The following is a 17,868-nucleotide window of genomic DNA, read 5'->3' as shown; positions in this document are numbered from 1 at the left end:
ATGAAAGTTAACATTTTTACATAAGGAAAAATAATGACATATAGCCTCAGTGTATTCAATTTACATCTAAAAAACACCTGGTATAAAAATAAGCAATCACTAAGAAGTATCAAAAAGAAATGGTCTACCATTCGATATAATTATACAAAACCGCCTAAATTATGTGGTGAGATAAATTTCAATGAACGTATATGGAGTATTCCTGGAGACATTGGAAATAATAACTGCATCGTAAGTTGTTATGATGGATATATTTATTGTTATCATCTAAAAACATTTCAGCAAATTTGGCGATTAAAAACAAATGGCCCTATTTATAGTTCCCCTGCAGTAACAAAAAATGGAGATTTTATTATCGGAGGAGAAGACTCTACTCTGAGAATGATCTCTGCTTATGGACATTGCCTATGGGAATTCAATGCTTATGACGCTTTCCATTCCACACCTACAATAGATGAAAAAAATGGAATTGTTTATGCTGGTAGTTACGATCACTCTATGTATGCCATCAATATAAATAATGGAGAATTAATATGGAAACAAGATTTTGAAAAAGACATTATAGATGACATTTATAGCTCACCAGCTTTAACACCCGAAGGAAATATTATTTTTGGAACTAACAAAACATTAATTTGCATTGACAAATTTGGTACTACAATTTGGGAAGTTACCAATGAAGGAAGATTTGAAGGTAGCGCTGCCTTAGATTATAGCATTAATACAGGTATCATAGGTACCGAAGAAAATGGTCAAATTGTTATTTTTGACATAATTACAGGTGAAATACGTGCAATCCATCAAACAGGAGGACTTATTGTTTCTTGTCCATCCATTGGATACCAACATATAGCAGCAATAGGTAGCGATGATAAAAATATTTATGGGATTGATCTTATAACTACTGATATATTATGGAAATATTACGTAGGAACCCGTTTTGTGTATACTCCATTTTCTTCCCTCCCCAATGGCGATCCAATATTTGTGGGTACAACTGATGACCCTAACCATTTTGCTGAATCAGTACATTGTCATAATCATAAAAATGGAGAGTTTCGCTGGAAAATTACCGCTCCCACAGGAACACATTCAGCACCTCTTATCACTGAAGAAGGCTATTTAATTATTGGTTCACATTGGAATAAAGTATATATTTATCAATGGGATGAGGTATAAAATGAAATTTTATAAAAAGTTAGAGAAATTAATGGAGAAATGGAGTTCACTATATGGTGCCAGCATGATCCTCCATTGGGATAAAAGAACAATGATGCCCATACGTAGCCATCTATTGAGATCAGAACAAATATCACTACTCAGTACTATGCAACATGAAATACTAGCAAGCCAGGAAATTACTGAACTTCTAAATTGCACTGATATTACCCAGTTAAATGATTGGCAAAAAGCTAATATGAGAGAAATATACCGATTACACACTATGGCAACCCAAATACCTGAAAATTTAGTAAATCGACTTACACAAGCAACCATGAAATGCGAAAAAGTCTGGCACCTTCAAGCCAATCAAACTAATCCGCAAGCTTTTGAAAAATCTTTTGAAGAATTAATTGCACTAACACGAGAAATGGCGTATTCATTTGGAGATAGTCTAAATATAAGCGCTTATGATGCACTATTAGAACAACACCAGCCTGGGCTAAGAGATCATTTCATTCTCCCTATATTCAATCAAATAGAATCATTCACAACCAACTTTACATCTATAAGAAACAGCTTACCAGAAGAAAAAAATAACTGGCCAAAAATTCCTAAAAATCAACAAAAAAAATTTATAAAAAAACTAATGTCAGAAATGAAATTTGACTTTAGGACAGGACGACTCGATGAAAGCGTCCATCCTTTTACTGGTGGAATATCCGGTGATATCAGAGTTTGTAGCTATTTCAAACCAGATAATATTATATTAAGTATTTCAGCCATTATGCATGAAATGGGACACGCCTCTTATGAAAATAGATTACCAAGACAATTTCGTGGGCAACCTGTCGGTGATTCAAGAGGAATGTGTATTCATGAAGGAATCGCCCTGTTTTTTGAAAAACAAATTGGCCACTCAAGTGAATACTTAGAATATCTATCTAAAAAACTCAATAAACAATTTGGATTCCTAAATTATTTCAGCAAAGAAAATTTACTTCATCATTTCAATATAGTAAGAAGAAGTGGAATACGTGTTAGTGCTGATGATTTTACCTACCCAGCACACATTTTTATTCGCTATAAGATAGAAAAAGAATTAATTTCAGGTGAGCTATCGGTAAAAAATTTAAATAACAGATGGCGTGATTTATATAATTTACACCTTGGGATAACGCCTTCCCTTCATGAAGGCCCTTGGCAAGATATTCACTGGGCAGCGGGTTATTTCGGGTATTTTCCTTGCTACCTGATTGGAAATGTTATTTCTTCTCAATTATTTAATAAAGCAGAAAAAGAATTTTCAATTAAAAATGAAATTAGTCAAGGAAAATTCGATAAAATACAAAAATGGCTTAGTGAAAAAATATATAATAAAAGTTCTTATTATGAATTTGAAGATCTTATCACATCAAGTTGTGGAAAAGCACTCAGTGCTGACGATTTCATTAACAATTTAAAAGAAAGATTATATTAATAACCCAAAACAGATTCGGACAGTAATTAAATATACCCGTCATCTTTCAAGTTGCAACTTTGTTGGTTGCGCTCACTCACCCCAGTCACATAGTAGCCTATGCTCCTGGATATTCGTTCACTTGCCGTCGTGCTGCACCTTGAAAATTATTGGCTATATACATGAATAACATTAAAAAAGTATGAAAATATATAAATATCACCCTGATACAAAAAATTAGGGTGATATTAAAGCAATATCGTTATATATCAATCTATATATAATAATAGACTAACTACTTGCACTACTATATTTTGAAATTGCTTTTAACCAGAAAAAACGAGTTAAAATAAGAGCACCTATGGCATACACAAAAGCCAGTAATAATGTTTCCATACTCATTATCCCCAATGCAGCCTGAGCTGGAACATTACTAACAAAGAAAACAGGTAATAAAAAACTCAACAAAAACCGTAAAGCACCCGGATACGCGCTGACCGGAAAACGCCCAACATCCATTAACGAATAACAAATAACCCAAACGTCTGACACTTTAGTAAACCAAAAGGCAATCAGATTTGAACACATAAACAGGGAATAGAAAATACAAGCACCTAATAACAAAGCAAAATTAAATTGTAAAAAGTTCCAAACCGTTAACGCATCCTGCTGAGACATTGCTAATAAGACAACCACATAACCAACAATAAAATTAGCACCATCCCATATATTAAAACGATGAAAACTAATAAAAAACTGAGTATCGACAGGACGAATAATAATTTGATCCAAATCTCCACGCCTAATATATTCAGAGAGCGAATGAACGCTTGGAAATAACCAACTATCAATCAAAGACTCAATAATGAGTGTTACCCCCAATAAAGCTACCATCTGATAGTAAGTCCAGCCACCAACCTGAGATACTTGACCGAAAAATCCTGTCAGTACTAATAACGCCAACAAACAAGAAAGACTCGAGTTGATTAAATTTACTAGAGCATTAAAACGAAATTCAAATTCTAGCAAAAAAGAATGTCTTAGTAAGACTAAAAATAATGAAATATATCTCATTGCATTAAGCTCCAGATGCTGAATATTTTTTTAGTCCTGCATTCCATAACAATACCCTGATACATGTCAGTAAAATGACCCAAAATAGTTGCACTCCAAATCCAATCAACAAGAGGAAGCCATCCAATTTTCCTAATATTATTTGAACCGGAAAATCTAATGCTGACGCAAAAGGTAATAATTTCAACCATGAAGCAACATTCTCCGGATATAAATCAAGTGGAATGAGTACCCCACCTAAAATGGTATAAAGCGCCCAAAGCAATGGATCGAATGCCATCGAGTTACTGATCCAGAATGCTAACAATCCAAGGCAATAATAGAGATGAAATATAATAATCCATGCCAAGGAAAGAGCTGGAATAAAAATCAATAAATTTCCAATATCCAAACGATATAAGTTACCTGTCAGTAAAATACCTGATATAAAAACCAGTGAAATAATAGGTCCTCTGACCATCATTTCCCCTACATGATCAGATACATAATTATAGAGAGGAGAAACTGGCCGCAGAAGTAGCATCGATAATTCACCACGTCTAATATCACGATCTAAACGCCGCATAACCCAAATTGCCGTTAACTGACGAACGAGATAAATTGAAAGAAAATACACTGCAAAATCACTTGCAGTATAACCGCCAATTTCACCTTCTTTTGCTAACCCTAACCAAACAAACATCACTGCTATAGGCATAATACCGCCTAACAGCCAAATAATGGACTGAGCACGATACGCAATGACTCTTGAAAAAGATTGACCAATAAGCACCCACCATAACAGCAGGCTTCTCCTAACTTGCTTCAACATCAGTTTCACCATATGAAGATAAATATCTTTCCAAAACCTTTTCAATAGGCTCATCATGAATAGAAATATCAAGTATGATTTTTTCTTCCATCAACTTTGCAACCACAGAAGGAAGCAAATCTCGCTCTACAGTCAACTCAATACTTTGACCATCATCGGAAGATGAGTTAATTAGAGATCTCAATTCTGGTTTTATCGGACCTGAGATGGTAGCCTTTAGGATTTTCTTTGGTGAGCGCTTTTTAATTAAGTGTGATAATTTTCCATCATATACAATCCTACCTGAATTGATAATAATGACTCGCTTAGCAAGCGCTTCAACATCGGCCATATAATGAGATGTCAAAAGAATAGTTGCATTGTTTATTTGATTATAATGAGCAATAAATTCACGAACTGAACGTTGCATATTGACATCAAGCCCAATAGTTGGTTCATCTAAAAACAATACAGATGGTTTATGCAATAATGACAAGGCAAGTTCACATTTCATCCGCTCGCCTAATGATAAATGGCGGACTGGTCTATCAATCACTGAATTCAGGGAAAGCATTTCCACAAGTTCATCGCGATAATTTAAGAATTCTTTTTCATTAATGGAATAAATAACTTTATGTAGTATAAAAGAATCATTTGGTGTTAGATCCCAAGCTAATTGCTGTTTTTGCCCTGCTACAAATGTTATAGATTTTAAATATTCGTTCTTGCGTTCATAAGGAGTATAACCTAATACTTGGATATGTCCTGAAGACGGTTTAATAATACCAGTTAACATTTTCATTGTGGTCGTTTTTCCTGCTCCATTAGCGCCAAGAAATCCTACAATTTCACCTTTGTCAATGGAAAAATTGATTGATTTTACTGCTTCTACTACCGCATATTCTCTTTTAATAAATGATTTTAGGCTACCTAATAACCCTGGACTTTTAGTATAAACCTCATAGGATTTACATAAATTATTTACTTGAATAATGGACATTATTTGAATCTTTCCGTTTGTATTTTGGTACACATATTAATTGCCCATCAGATCTTTTAGCTATTACAAATCCATATAATTTGAGGGCATTATCACAAAAAACATCTTTCCAAGCTTCTTCGGGTACCCCCTGACGAAAAAGATCGAGATAGGATTTTAAATATACCATCGGCCAGCCAGAACCAAAAATTAATTTTTCCGAAGAACCAAGATAATCAATTATCCAAGATAATGGTTTTGAGATCAGCCTCTTTGCTCGTTCGTCAGAACATGCTTTTGTGTCTCCATCAATCAGTGATGAACCTTCTAGAAACACATTGGCATTTTTAGCGGCAACAACTGCTGCACTTTGAAACCAAGGATTTCCCGCATGTACCAGAACAAAATTGACACCTGGATAATCAACCGCAATTTCGTCAAAAGAAATAGGATCTGCATACTTAACCTTAGCATGCGGCCAACCTGGATCACCGCTATGAAACATTATCGGCACTTTTAGCTTTTCAGCGAGAATATAAAGTGGCTGGAAAAATTCATCAGATGCATACCGATGTATAAAACCAACATTGATTTTTATTGCGTAAATCTTGCCAGAAAGAATATTTCTCTCAATTATATCAATTTTATAATTTAAATCCCTTATAACAGCACAATGGTAAATCCCATATTCACTCAAATCACCATGGTTTTGTGAAGGTACTGCAGAGTCTGACAAAGCTCCAACAAAATTGATCCCATTTATTGATTCTTTAAAGGAGTCTAAACTTGATATTATCCCACTAAAATGGTCTGGCGTACCTTCAAATTCGGTATGAACATGAGCATCAAATACATTAATATCAAAGTCTTTCATTTTATCCTCAATAAAAAATGTGTGTCAGTTTTATTCCAGTAACCGTCGATTAATATCCTCGGCATAATCAAGCGCACCCTTTCCTTTCACTATATGTAAGGCATATCCTAAGCTTGGATCAACTTTTGTATAAAAACCTTGTTCGGTATAACCTTCTATAAGAAATCCACCCTCTTTCAAGTAGTTCAATGAAATTTCTATATCAGAGGATAAAAGCTTTACAGCACCTAATCTAGCACCCTGGCTTTCATCTAAATTAGGTTCAACACCAAAATAGGCATAAAACTCATCAGGATGTAACCAATATAGCTGCTGTATGCCTATAGATAATGTTTTTCCTTCAGATTTATAGCAATCTCCTATCAAAGAAAGAAAGTTGTACCAATATTCCCTATCTTCGATAGGCGTATTTGTACAAAAATAAAAACCACAAACTCCATAAATATTATTTTGTCCATAGTTTATTTCTGCCCATGAAGGCTTTCGTAAAAGATATTGTATAAATTGAAAATAACATCCTGGTGTATAATGCTCAGGAATATTCAAAATAGCCCATGCCGCTTTTTCCCACCCTTGCATATTAGGAATAACGTACCTAATATCAGCAACATCTTGATAAAATTTTTTCAGTTTATTTGCACAATTTTTAATCTTTCCTGTCGCAGCAACTAACGCATAGGGATAACCAAACTTTGATGCTCGCAATTCAGTAACAGTACAAGAAGATTCAAATTGATACAGGTCAATAATCTCAATCAATTCCAGATAAGAACCAGTAAAATGGATGAAAATACTCTCTTTTCCACCATCATGCTGCATGCGCTCAGAACTAACCAAAAAACCAGATCGATTTAGCAAAGAAATGGCTTGTTGTCTATTTCCAGTCGGAAGAATACTATAACAGTGATCTATCAAAGCAATTGCCACACATCCCCCTTTTTCCTGAATATTCCTAGAGTCGGTCAAGTTCCTCTATATCCGTACTACATAAAGAAACATCGACTGATGCTAATACTATCTTCAATTGCTCGATACTATTAACCCCTACTACAGGAGCAACCACACTAGGCCTTTGCAACAACCATGCCAAAGCAACTTGCGTACAAGTTATTTCATTTTTTTCAGCAATTGCCTGAATAAGATATAAGACTTCCCAATTTCTTTCATTATCATAAAGTGTTCTCACATCCTTTTCTCTGAAAAATCCATTATTAATACTTCCTCGATTATATTTACCCGTCAAGAAACCTTTCGCGAGTGGAACATAGGGTAACATGCCAATTCCTTCTTCCTGACATAATCCCATAAGCTCAGATTCATATTCATCTTTTTCTAGAAGATTATATTTTCCCTGTACTGTCACATAGGGGACATAACCACGTTTCTCGCATAAACTTAAAGATTTCATTATCCTCCAAGCTGAAAAGTTCGAACAACCGATATAGCGTACCAAACCTCTTCTTACTAAATCATCCAAAGCACTCAGCGTTTCCTCCATAGGAACATCGAAATAGTCATCATGTACCTGATAAAGATCGATATAATCAGTTTTCAGACGCTTAAGTGATTGTTCAACAGCCCTGATAATATATTTTCTTGAAATACCCTCATTATTTGGATTGTCACCCATTGGCGCTGAAAATTTTGTTGCTATGATCAGGTCATCTCGTCTTGAATAAGATTTTAACCACCTACCAATAAAAGATTCTGATAATTCACCACCATCACTTCCATCTGATAGATAAATAGGGTAGCAATCGGCAGTATCAATAAAATTACCACCATACTCAGTAAATATATTTAATATTTCACGGGCACTTATTTCATCAACCCATCGACCAAATTGCTGCGTACCAAGGCATATGGTTGAAACATAAGCACCACTATTTCCAAGTGTTTTATATTTCATATAAGTAATCATCACTATAAGTCATAATCAAAACGTGGTCTTTTACCATGTTGAGGAGTGATCCCCCCTCGGCCACCAGCGCCTTCAGGATGAACAGCAAGTTCAGATCGTATGGAACGGAAATTATCACACGCCAGCCATACCCTATACATTAATCTTTTTTTCACTGGATCTTCATTGTCTTCAAATGCAGTGCGTGAATGTAGGAAAAGGTAGTTATTGAAAAAAAGCATATCTCCTTTTTCAAGTGATGTAATCCAACAAAAATAATGAGATGTAGCCAATTCGTCGAGATAATTGACAGCTTCTTGCAGAAGAGGCGGCACTTTTTCATTTCGAGCAAATGCAGCTGCAAACATATTAAACCTTAAGTACCTAATGCTGAGTTCACCATTGTATTCAGAGAATACAGGAACATTATGTTCAGTGATTTCACTGGCTCCTGGAGGATGTTCATTCAAGCGATGATAAGGATAACCCGTGTATAAAGCCGATAATAAATCTAGTCTCGTTTGCTTAATAGCTTCATGAAGCGCCAACGCACTAGCAAATTTGCTATCACCGCCATGTTTAGCTTGCCTGACGCAAAGCATACACACCATATCTGGTTGATCTGTATGCATAAATAACTCTTCTCTGTTTCTATAACCTCTGGCATCAGGATCAATATGCGTCATATCTTCTACCCGCCCAAGTGTATCTCCCATCACGCTCTGAGAAACTGGTTTTCCCATCAAACTACAAAGCCGCAAAAAACGTTCACCTAATTCAATTTCATTTATTTCAGTAATAGACATTCCTTTTAATAAAACAATTCCATTGCCACTTTTAACACGCTCATAAATCTCTGTTATTAGTTTTTTTAACTCACTCTCGATAGGTTTATGACCCATTTCTCTATCAAAAGACTGTGTGAATCCATTAGATAATTCAGACATAACCTTTCTTGCACGATATTCATCTAATTGAATAATAAATTGTGAATATATTTCTTTATTTGACCTTTCACTAATTGATTTAAATATCTCGTTTTCTTCACTTAGCATAATCATGACCTCTAATAAAAAATATCCATTAATTGATCTTACTTATTCTATAGAATGGTTAAAGATATTTATTTAAATTTAATTAAATTTAATTGTAAAGCCTAATTCTTGTTTATACACACTATTACTGCTCAAGGATCAATTCCACCACCATTGAACTCAGAGATTTCTATTTTATAACCATTAGGATCAAGAAAGTAGATAGAACGAGAAGAATGATATTGAATTATATCCCCATCAGGTAACTTCACATTATGTGATTTTAATTTCTGCAAAACAGAATCAAAATCATCAACAATAAAACCGACGTGGGTAATTTCCAACCCAGCATTTTCAATTCCAGTTCGTTCAGCATACTCATGCAAACACAAATATAATTTACTTTCATTCCCTAAAATAACCCAGCGAACCATTCTTCTTAATCCAGCTTCCTTCTTTTTAAATCCAAATACTTCTTCATAAAAACGAATACTTTCATCAAGATTAGCCACTTCCATTTGGATATGGTCGAAACGCGTTACATTAATAGATGTTATTTTATTCATACTATCATCTCCTTATGCATAGGTGTGAGAAAACCTTGCTCATCCCAACGATTGATGAACTCTCGGAAATATTCTTTAGATTCTAAATCATACTTTGATGATATGTTATAACCAGATAATCCTGCTGAGATATTTGTTTCATCCATTGTCAGGACATTTTTGAAACTATTAATGGCCTCCTGATGATCGCCAAGGTGCTCATGGCATACACCAATCATATACTCAGTAAAAGTCACTCTAGGCAAACCTGCCTGCTTCGCATTTTGATATTGTTCCAATGCCTTAATATACTTATTTTGTTTAAGATAGACTTCAGCAAGCTCTTGATAGTTAACCGACCAGTATGGGTCAAGTGTAACAAGAGCCATAGCATATTCTTCAGCAACATCCCATTTCTGGCTGACATACATCATTTCTTTAATGGATGATTCCAACACGGTTTTTTTTGCTGTTTCTGCTAATGCGGCTTCCAATTCATTCTCTGGCTCGAGAATATCAGCAAAATTCTGAGATTTTAGCATTAAAAGACGAGTTTCAGATGCATCGTTTATTGCAGCAGGCACCATGGCATATGCACGATAGAATGATGAAAGTGCCAATTTAGCTTTAAATGTTTTACACTCAATGATTTTTTCTGCAATAGACTTACCACATGATTTAAACCATTCGTAAGTCAATAAATCTATTGTGCCTGTTTTTAAATGCCAGACTATGGCCTGGGATGCAGCCTCAAGGATGTTTTCTTCAGAAATTTTTTTCTCTTCAATAATTTGTTTTATTCTCTCAAATAAATCAGTGCAATTAATTTGTGGTTCTAAACGATTACGAACAATAAATAATGTAATTAAATAGGTAACTTTCTGTTCTGGTTGAAGCTTATTACTATTTACTGTAGATAAGATATCCTGAGCTAAATGATATCGTGCAGTTGTAATCAGTGCTCTTGCTAAATTTACTTTCTGTATATCAGGTAAATTAATTCTCATGGAAAGTAACCATTGTAGAGCACTACCAGGGCCTGTACATACATAGTTAAAATTGACAACATCCACATAAGGTATATTAGCTACCCCAGCAACTTCTTTCAGAAGTGAAAATTCCATTGCTTGAGTAATAACATATCCATTCATATCGAAATTATGATTTGTTAAAGCTGAACACGTTGCTCTAGACCAAATACTTTCTTTAACTCCCGCCCTATTGTAATACAGTGTTGCTTCTACTAAAGACTGAGATTCAGAATACATATTATTCTCCAAATTTTGGATTTTTGGCAATCTCATATAATCGGACGAATGCCAAGACATTCGTCCGATTCAAACATTTATTTACAATATTTAACCGTACTCATTAGAAACAAAACATTGCAGGATTTATAGTTAAATCAATACTTGTGTAATTAATCATATCTTATCTCCTTTGGATTTTATGTATATTTAAGAATAACTATCATGATAATGATAGAATATATCTTAAATCATTATTGGTGATGATTTTGACACTATAACTCTTAACATTGATACATAAGAGTCTAATTAATCAAAACATATAATTAAAATAATGTCAACATTAACCGAAAGGATAAATATATAACAAAAATAAACCTTACAACCTATTTTACTTACCTAATAATTTAGGTTCATAGGTCACATATTTAAAGTGTTATTCTGCATGTATAATGACTAATTTTTACAGGAGAACATAAATTGTTATAGTTTACTCTCTGCTTCGAATTTCATCAGACATCAAATCAAAGATTCAAGTTAATGATAATAAACCTACAACAACATTCCTGATGATCAGTCAAGGGATTATCGCTCTGTAAAAGTGATAATCAAGATATAAGGTTACATAGTGATGTAATCGAATTTGATAAAATCAATAATATTAAGAATAACTCCATGCTTTATGAGAACCTATCATATTTTACCTATCCCGCCATAAAAAAAGCTATAGAATTTTAACCACATCTTCTATATATCTAACTACTACAATGCGTGTTGCTATCCACGTTGAAGAATCAGTATTGCCGTTTAGACACGATCATATGACATATCATCCATCAATCTCGACACAACTTAACTGGACAGGCACCTTTGATACAGAAAAACAGACAGAAAGGTGCGGCATCAGACAGGAATCGAATATGAGTGAATTGCATTATCAGGATCTGCTGACGATAGGTCGACGTATTCAATCACGAGAAATTTCTTCGAAAGAGGTCACCCTAGTACTACTCGACCGCATCGAGCTCCTTGACCCTACCCTTCATAGTTATTTCATTGTGATGAAGGAATCAGCGCTGTCTGAGGCTCGAACTGCTGATGAAGAGATTGCGCGCGGCGAGTTCCGCGGGCCGCTGCACGGGGTTCCAGTGGCGGTGAAGGATCTGCTGTGGATTAAAGACGTGGTAGCGACGAACGGCATGCCTCTGAACAATCGCTTCATACCACAGGAAAACGCAACTGTAGTTGAGCGGCTACACACAGCAGGTGCCGTGCTACTCGGCAAGTTGATCCAAACTGAAGGCGCACTTTTCAAACATCATTCGCAGGTCACACCGCCCACTAATCCCTGGCAGGAACAACTTTGGTCCGGAGCTTCCTCTAGTGGCTCAGGTGTTGCTACTGCAGCAGGGTTCTGCTATGGCTCTATCGGGACTGATACTGGTGGCTCCATTCGCTTCCCTTCCGCCATCAACGGCATTACAGGCATTAAACCCACTTGGGGGCGCGTCAGTCGCTATGGAGCATTTGAATTAGCAGCCTCAATGGATCATATTGGCCCGATGGCCAGAAACGTGGCCGACGCTGCCGCTATGTTACAATCCATCGCCGGACGTGATCCGAAAGACCTAACCTCCAGTACCCGTCATGTACCAGATTATCTGGCGTTAATGACCCGTGGCGTGCGTAACATGCGTATCGGCGTCGATGTCACTTGGGCCCTCGATCGTGTTGATGAACCCACCCGAACAGCGCTGATCAAGACGCTCAACCATTTCATCGAACTAGGGGCAGAGGTGGTAAACATCAGCATGCCAGACACTGATCAAGTTGCGCGTGACTGGAACCCGATGTGCGCGATTGAAACTGCTGTAGCACATGAAAAAACCTTTCCGTCCATGAAGGAGCAATATGGCTCCGGTCTGGCGGAACTATTGGATCTGGGGCATAGTGTTGATGCACTCGACTATCAAAAATTGAGATTGCGTAGAGCAAACCTTAGAGGAAACATCAACGGTATTTTCGAATCCGTGGACGTTATCTTCTCGCCAGTGACGGCACTTGCGGATCTGACCTGTGAGGCAATGGACACTTTGGGACAGGGTGATGATATGTCGCGTTACACCAGTGTGTTCAATTTGACCGGTAATCCCGCCATCACGTTACCCTGTGGTAGAACGAGGCTCGGCGCACCAATTGCGTTCCAGATCGTTGCGTCGCATTTCAATGAAGTCGCGATGATACAGGCTGGCTGGGCTTATCAGCAAGTTACTCATTGGCACAAGCTCCACCCACAAATCTGATTCTGACAAATTATCTTTTGCACCGAAAGACATTCAAGCTGTTTAGTTCTTTCGGTGCCTTCCCTGCTCTCCTATTATTAAAAAACAAATCCTCTTTCTAATTTGTCTCTTACATCCCTTTCTACAAAGTATTTGATTACTCAGGTCGATATTTGCGTACGGTATCCTTTCTTCATTAAGAAGTTAAAGTTGGAATAGTGAGTAATGTTTTCCATACACGCTGTTGAAAGACGGTAATTTTAATATCCAATGGTAAATTAAACCGAAAATTTGTTTTTTCAACAATATTAATAACCTCTGTAACTATCTTCTCAAAATTTAAATCGTTTCCAATAAATTTAGCTTTAGAAAATTTATCTTGGAAATTCTTAAGAAGTTTTGTTGGATTATCACCAAATGATATAGCGCAAATTCCTCTTAATGAACAGGCGACTAAAATATTACCAAACGAACATTTGACAATAGTAAACCGAATTAAAACATCCTTACCACCTTTCCGATAGATACTTGGTGTCATACCTAATGAATCATCAGCTAGAGCATAAAATCTGCTGCAAGAATTAAATCCAGAATCATATATGGCATTTATTATATTTTTATTTATCTTAGCTAATTCATGATGCATATTATTAATGCGAATAGCTGTACTGTATTGTTTAGGTGTTATACCAATGATTTCTTTAAAAATACGGTGGAAAAAATACGCACTTATTTTTACCTGAATTGATATTTCGTCAAGTTTTATATCTCCTTTTCTGTCTTCTATCATCCTGCATGCTTCGGCCACTAAACGTGAATTTTTTTCTGAAATTGATTCACCATTAGGATTACATCGTTTACATGCGCGATAATTTTTATTTTCAGAAAGTTCACCGTTATCAAAAATCTCAATATGATGAAGTTTAGGAATTCTCGACGGACATGATGGGCGACAATAAACCTTTGTCATTGTATTGGCGTAAACAAAACAGTTATCAGCTTTAATATTTTTAGTTTTTATATCCAACCAACGAGGATCCGACTCAGTTAACAGAGTGTCGTTTTTGATCAAAGACATAATTTATTTCCTTAATTATAGTATGAAATACTTTATAGTTTTTATTATATAAAAATAATCTGGTATAATGACAATTAATATATAAATATAATTTGTTGTTTTAAATTGCTGGTACAGATATTGGAAATAATATTATGTGTCATAATTTCAGATAGATATTTTTACAGGAATTATATTTCATTTAACTATGACAAATAAGCAGATTAATTAGCAGGAAATATTTTTTAATTTATTGTTTATCAATGTTACTATTATTATCTTTAATCAAAATACTCCTACCTTTTAACATCTTAAAGATAAAGGCCATAGGCATTCTGACTATATTTTACTGTCAAATTCGAAAAGTTGATTTTTTTGAGAATTGAAAAGCAAAAAACGGGATGTTTTAGATGTTCCTTGGATGTATAAAAAATTAGTTAAATTTATCTGAGGGAAGTAACAAATGAGGAGAAAATTGACTCACCATATGAAAGGCAATGAGTATGTGTGCTCAAGTGCAATGTCATCAAATTTTCACTGCAATGACAATGATAAATTCACATTTTAGGAGCGTTAAAATGAATAATAAGTTCATACGTGATTATCGAAAAATTAAAAATTTTAACGATATTGATATTGGTAGGGATTCGATTCTTGCCTTTGCGGACTCAGAACAATGTATTGATAACAAAAACATCTACGAAGAAGAATTTTATGGTCGAAGGGTAAGACCTCATACACTTAAGCATATTGATTTTTCAAATCCTTTAACCAGAGATACTATTTCAACATATAATGCACTTGCCGCAAATAGAATACTTTTCACCATGAACGAAATGGATCTTTTAATGCTCCCTGAACCAGATAAATTTATTTGGAATGACTATCAAAATTTCTATTCAGATGAAAGATTTATCACCTCTAATATAGGGATTAGATTTCTGGAAAAATACCTTTTTTCATTTCTCGATGATGAAATCAGTATTACTGAGAATTGGAATAAAGAAAGAGTTAAAGAGTATTTCTTTTCTTTTGCGGATGAATCAATGAAATGCTCATCTCTTCCATCAACTGATGCAATTTTAAAATCATTAGATCCTGTTACAACATCAAAGGATTGGCTAGTTCAGTTGTCTTCAGATTTATTAGTTGAATCAAGCTCGATGACCAGATATGCAAGTGGAAGCTATGGGAAAATGGGCAGCTCTTTATTTAAAATAATTATTGATGAACTTGGATATGGTGATTTTTCTAAAAAACATTCTAAATTACACCAAGATACGCTTAGCTCTGTCAATTTAAATAACACACCTCACTATTATTGGCAATATTACCTTAATGGTAGTTTACTATTGGCAAATTATTATAATATGATTACTAAAGATAAACGAAAGTTCTTTCGTTATATCGGTGCTATTTATCAAGCAGAGACATTCTTTATTATAAGTTGTAAAATCTGGAGAGATGTACTCAAAGAAATATTACCAAATATTAATGTAAAATATTTCAATGAGCATTATCTTATAGATATAGATCATTCGAGAATGGTATTTGAAGAGTTAGTTTCACCGGCTATAGATAAATATGGTCAAATTGCAGCGACAGAGATAATTAGAGGTTTTGAAGAAATACGTTTAGTTGACGAAATCAGCGATCAAGACTTTATAAGTCAGACAAAATGGAAAGATAATTGTGAAAAAAATAAAAATACACATAATAAAATTATAACAAAAGTAAAAGAGGCTGCAAGTAAAAAAATTATCCATTGTGTTAAAATTACCGAACCATACAATGAATTATCAATAACTCACTCTTATGATCAAAATACGTTATGCCATGTTATATCAGGTAGTATGGAATTTTTGATCGGTTATGGGAAATCCACCATTTTAAGCGCTGGAGACGGAATTGTTATAGAACGTAATCGGTTACATGGTACTTTAATAAAATCAGAGTATTGTGACTATGAAATATATACAATAGGAGATTTAGGACAATGGGAATAAAAAAAATCAACTATAGCGGGGCGTTACTTATTAATTTCCCGGCGGAAAATGAGAGATCTGTAGTCTATGTTGAGAATAATAAAATTATTGCTCTTAATGATAAATGCCCTCATAGAGGTGGCCCTATACACCTTTGCAAAAAACACGCTGATGGTATATTAGAATGTCTCTGGCATGGAAATAAAATTAAAAAACCTTCAATATCAAAAGATGTATCAGCAATTTATTACCGGGCTACTGGAAAAGTGATTCTTGTTTCTGTGACTAAAATGGATAGAGAATGGCCGGTGAAAATTCTATCTGAGCCGTAAAATAAAATGATGGAAATATGAAAAAGCAGACCATCTACTGGAAGGATCTTTGATTGTCTATTTATAAAAAGTGGGTGTTATACCTATTTTTCAGGCCGGAAACAATTACCCCGGCCTGTTTAGCCATGACCTGATGACGAACAGAAACCAGATATAAAAACCAAACCGCCGTACACGGCTCAGTATGTACGGTAAGGTAATGTGGGAGGAAGCTAACTGTAATGTCAGCCCCTATCCAAATGTGTGTGGAAAAATACTTTTTGATTATTTTGAATTTTCAATAATGGCTTGCCGAATAATCAGTTTTGCGGCCCAGGTTGTTAAATTGACAATTTCATCACTTTCCAGATGAAAAGTATCTTTTAGTACAACCATAGCCTCTGTACCGTATAAAACTGAAAGTAGCATAACAATTTTATGTATTGTATCATTATTAAGCTGGCTTTTGAGAGGTTCCAGAGCGAGAGAAAGTGATTCTCGACGGTTACTTTTCTTTAGAAAAGAAGATTGATCACCATTTTTTTCATCAGATACCGTTTCTTGCCAACGTAACTGAGAAATGCGTAAAGCATCCCTCATCAGCGCTTCGTGTGCTTCTATTTGTCCATATCCCCATCTGAGTAGTTTTTCAACATTCTCTTCCACATCAGATCCCATTTTGGGAGCGACAAAAGACCCAATTATTTGTTTTACAACATATTCTACAAATTCATTATTGGTTTGAAAGTAGCTACGTAAAGTGATCTTTGCATATTCTGCTTCATCGGCAATCTCTTTAGGGGATGGAAATACCTTTTTACTGTATAACTTCAGAGCGGCTTTAATCATCCTCTCAAGAGTACGGCGTCGGATTGGTGATAGATTCTTTTCGTCAAATAGTATCATTCGAATACCTTAAAAGGGTTAGTTTAATCTCGCTCGATATAAAATTTAGTGATAAAAATATCATTAATGATAAAAAATATCATCGATGATAAAAAACATCTTGCATGGCAAAAAATATTAGCATAACTTCACATTTGGTTTTTCAAAATCTTTTTTCATGTCCACGGAGTTAGTGATATGAGTCGATTTGTAGGGATCATTGGAACAATAGATACAAAACTAGAAGAACTTGTTTGGTTGAAGTCTTGTTTACGCCGTGCAGGA

Annotated in this window: 16 protein-coding genes; 5 read left to right on the top strand and 11 right to left on the bottom strand. The window is 35.0% G+C overall.

What is annotated here, in order from left to right:
* The first annotated feature begins 33 nt into the window (after window positions 1-33).
* Entirely contained in the window at window positions 34-1,179 is a 1,146-nt protein-coding gene (locus PSI22_RS10585) for an outer membrane protein assembly factor BamB family protein (RefSeq protein WP_273579716.1), read from the top strand.
* 1 nt (window position 1,180) lies between these two features.
* Window positions 1,181-2,641 (top strand): carboxypeptidase M32, encoded by a 1,461-nt coding sequence (locus PSI22_RS10580; RefSeq protein WP_273579715.1) that lies wholly within the window; start codon window positions 1,181-1,183, stop codon window positions 2,639-2,641.
* Between the two features lie 270 nt (window positions 2,642-2,911).
* Here the strand turns inward: PSI22_RS10580 and PSI22_RS10575 are convergent, their stop codons facing one another.
* The 9 genes from PSI22_RS10575 to PSI22_RS10535 all read right to left on the bottom strand — a co-directional run bounded on the left by PSI22_RS10575 (window position 2,912) and on the right by PSI22_RS10535 (window position 11,084).
* Window positions 2,912-3,694, bottom strand: a complete 783-nt coding sequence (locus PSI22_RS10575; protein WP_273579714.1) for an ABC transporter permease — start codon at window positions 3,692-3,694, stop codon at window positions 2,912-2,914.
* Between the two features lie 4 nt (window positions 3,695-3,698).
* A complete protein-coding gene (locus tag PSI22_RS10570) occupies window positions 3,699-4,505 on the bottom strand; it encodes an ABC transporter permease (protein WP_273579713.1) in 807 nt (268 codons plus the stop codon).
* Complete coding sequence (locus PSI22_RS10565) at window positions 4,489-5,484, bottom strand: ABC transporter ATP-binding protein (RefSeq protein ID WP_273579711.1); 996 nt, start codon at window positions 5,482-5,484, stop codon at window positions 4,489-4,491. Before PSI22_RS10565 ends, PSI22_RS10570 begins: the two co-directional genes overlap by 17 nt.
* Window positions 5,462-6,337, bottom strand: a complete 876-nt coding sequence (locus PSI22_RS10560; RefSeq protein ID WP_238098425.1) for an amidohydrolase family protein — start codon at window positions 6,335-6,337, stop codon at window positions 5,462-5,464. The genes PSI22_RS10565 and PSI22_RS10560 overlap by 23 nt, the downstream gene beginning before the upstream one ends.
* Before the next feature lie 30 nt (window positions 6,338-6,367).
* On the bottom strand, window positions 6,368-7,264 hold the full coding sequence (locus PSI22_RS10555) for a hypothetical protein (RefSeq protein ID WP_273579710.1): 897 nt from the start codon (window positions 7,262-7,264) through the stop codon (window positions 6,368-6,370).
* Between the two features lie 25 nt (window positions 7,265-7,289).
* Window positions 7,290-8,246 (bottom strand): aldo/keto reductase, encoded by a 957-nt coding sequence (locus PSI22_RS10550; protein ID WP_273579709.1) that lies wholly within the window; start codon window positions 8,244-8,246, stop codon window positions 7,290-7,292.
* 14 nt (window positions 8,247-8,260) lie between these two features.
* Window positions 8,261-9,292 carry a TauD/TfdA family dioxygenase gene (locus PSI22_RS10545; protein ID WP_273579708.1) on the bottom strand — a complete coding sequence of 344 codons (1,032 nt, stop codon included), beginning with the start codon at window positions 9,290-9,292 and terminating at the stop codon, window positions 8,261-8,263.
* Window positions 9,293-9,423: 131 nt separating this feature from the next.
* Complete coding sequence (locus tag PSI22_RS10540; protein ID WP_038250833.1) at window positions 9,424-9,837, bottom strand: VOC family protein; 414 nt, start codon at window positions 9,835-9,837, stop codon at window positions 9,424-9,426.
* A complete protein-coding gene (locus PSI22_RS10535; RefSeq protein ID WP_273579707.1) occupies window positions 9,834-11,084 on the bottom strand; it encodes a tetratricopeptide repeat protein in 1,251 nt (416 codons plus the stop codon). The genes PSI22_RS10540 and PSI22_RS10535 overlap by 4 nt, the downstream gene beginning before the upstream one ends.
* Before the next feature lie 899 nt (window positions 11,085-11,983).
* Here PSI22_RS10535 and PSI22_RS10530 point away from each other — a divergent pair.
* The gene (locus PSI22_RS10530; RefSeq protein ID WP_273579706.1) at window positions 11,984-13,366 is read left to right on the top strand and encodes an amidase; all 1,383 of its coding nucleotides are present in this window, start codon (window positions 11,984-11,986) and stop codon (window positions 13,364-13,366) included.
* Window positions 13,367-13,541: 175 nt separating this feature from the next.
* Here PSI22_RS10530 and PSI22_RS10525 read toward each other — a convergent pair whose 3' ends face one another.
* Window positions 13,542-14,423 carry a bifunctional transcriptional activator/DNA repair enzyme AdaA gene (locus tag PSI22_RS10525; RefSeq protein WP_273579705.1) on the bottom strand — a complete coding sequence of 294 codons (882 nt, stop codon included), beginning with the start codon at window positions 14,421-14,423 and terminating at the stop codon, window positions 13,542-13,544.
* A 557-nt stretch (window positions 14,424-14,980) separates the two neighbouring features.
* Between PSI22_RS10525 and PSI22_RS10520 the strand changes: the two genes are divergently transcribed.
* Together PSI22_RS10520 and PSI22_RS10515 are read left to right on the top strand one after the other, a co-directional pair.
* Window positions 14,981-16,408, top strand: a complete 1,428-nt coding sequence (locus PSI22_RS10520; RefSeq protein ID WP_273579704.1) for an iron-containing redox enzyme family protein — start codon at window positions 14,981-14,983, stop codon at window positions 16,406-16,408.
* On the top strand, window positions 16,399-16,719 hold the full coding sequence (locus tag PSI22_RS10515) for a Rieske 2Fe-2S domain-containing protein (protein WP_273579703.1): 321 nt from the start codon (window positions 16,399-16,401) through the stop codon (window positions 16,717-16,719). Before PSI22_RS10520 ends, PSI22_RS10515 begins: the two co-directional genes overlap by 10 nt.
* Before the next feature lie 264 nt (window positions 16,720-16,983).
* Here the strand turns inward: PSI22_RS10515 and PSI22_RS10510 are convergent, their stop codons facing one another.
* Window positions 16,984-17,604, bottom strand: a complete 621-nt coding sequence (locus PSI22_RS10510; RefSeq protein WP_273579702.1) for a TetR/AcrR family transcriptional regulator — start codon at window positions 17,602-17,604, stop codon at window positions 16,984-16,986.
* Between the last annotated feature and the right edge of the window lie 264 nt (window positions 17,605-17,868).

The organism is Xenorhabdus aichiensis, assembly GCF_028598775.1.
GTDB classification, from domain to species: Bacteria; Pseudomonadota; Gammaproteobacteria; order Enterobacterales; family Enterobacteriaceae; genus Xenorhabdus; species Xenorhabdus bovienii.
Note: the sequence above shows the minus strand (reverse complement) of the source record. Positions and strands in the feature narration are given on the sequence as shown.

Coding starts and splice junctions, on each gene's coding strand:
- PSI22_RS10575 (WP_273579714.1), bottom strand. CDS start 3,694: ATGAGATATATTTCATTATTTTTAGTCTTACTAAGACATTCTTTTTTG.
- PSI22_RS10560 (WP_238098425.1), bottom strand. CDS start 6,337: ATGAAAGACTTTGATATTAATGTATTTGATGCTCATGTTCATACCGAA.
- PSI22_RS10510 (WP_273579702.1), bottom strand. CDS start 17,604: ATGATACTATTTGACGAAAAGAATCTATCACCAATCCGACGCCGTACT.
- PSI22_RS10540 (WP_038250833.1), bottom strand. CDS start 9,837: ATGAATAAAATAACATCTATTAATGTAACGCGTTTCGACCATATCCAA.
- PSI22_RS10535 (WP_273579707.1), bottom strand. CDS start 11,084: ATGTATTCTGAATCTCAGTCTTTAGTAGAAGCAACACTGTATTACAAT.
- PSI22_RS10570 (WP_273579713.1), bottom strand. CDS start 4,505: ATGTTGAAGCAAGTTAGGAGAAGCCTGCTGTTATGGTGGGTGCTTATT.
- PSI22_RS10565 (WP_273579711.1), bottom strand. CDS start 5,484: ATGTCCATTATTCAAGTAAATAATTTATGTAAATCCTATGAGGTTTAT.
- PSI22_RS10585 (WP_273579716.1), top strand. CDS start 34: ATGACATATAGCCTCAGTGTATTCAATTTACATCTAAAAAACACCTGG.
- PSI22_RS10520 (WP_273579704.1), top strand. CDS start 14,981: ATGAATAATAAGTTCATACGTGATTATCGAAAAATTAAAAATTTTAAC.
- PSI22_RS10545 (WP_273579708.1), bottom strand. CDS start 9,292: ATGCTAAGTGAAGAAAACGAGATATTTAAATCAATTAGTGAAAGGTCA.
- PSI22_RS10525 (WP_273579705.1), bottom strand. CDS start 14,423: ATGTCTTTGATCAAAAACGACACTCTGTTAACTGAGTCGGATCCTCGT.
- PSI22_RS10515 (WP_273579703.1), top strand. CDS start 16,399: ATGGGAATAAAAAAAATCAACTATAGCGGGGCGTTACTTATTAATTTC.
- PSI22_RS10580 (WP_273579715.1), top strand. CDS start 1,181: ATGAAATTTTATAAAAAGTTAGAGAAATTAATGGAGAAATGGAGTTCA.
- PSI22_RS10530 (WP_273579706.1), top strand. CDS start 11,984: ATGAGTGAATTGCATTATCAGGATCTGCTGACGATAGGTCGACGTATT.
- PSI22_RS10550 (WP_273579709.1), bottom strand. CDS start 8,246: ATGAAATATAAAACACTTGGAAATAGTGGTGCTTATGTTTCAACCATA.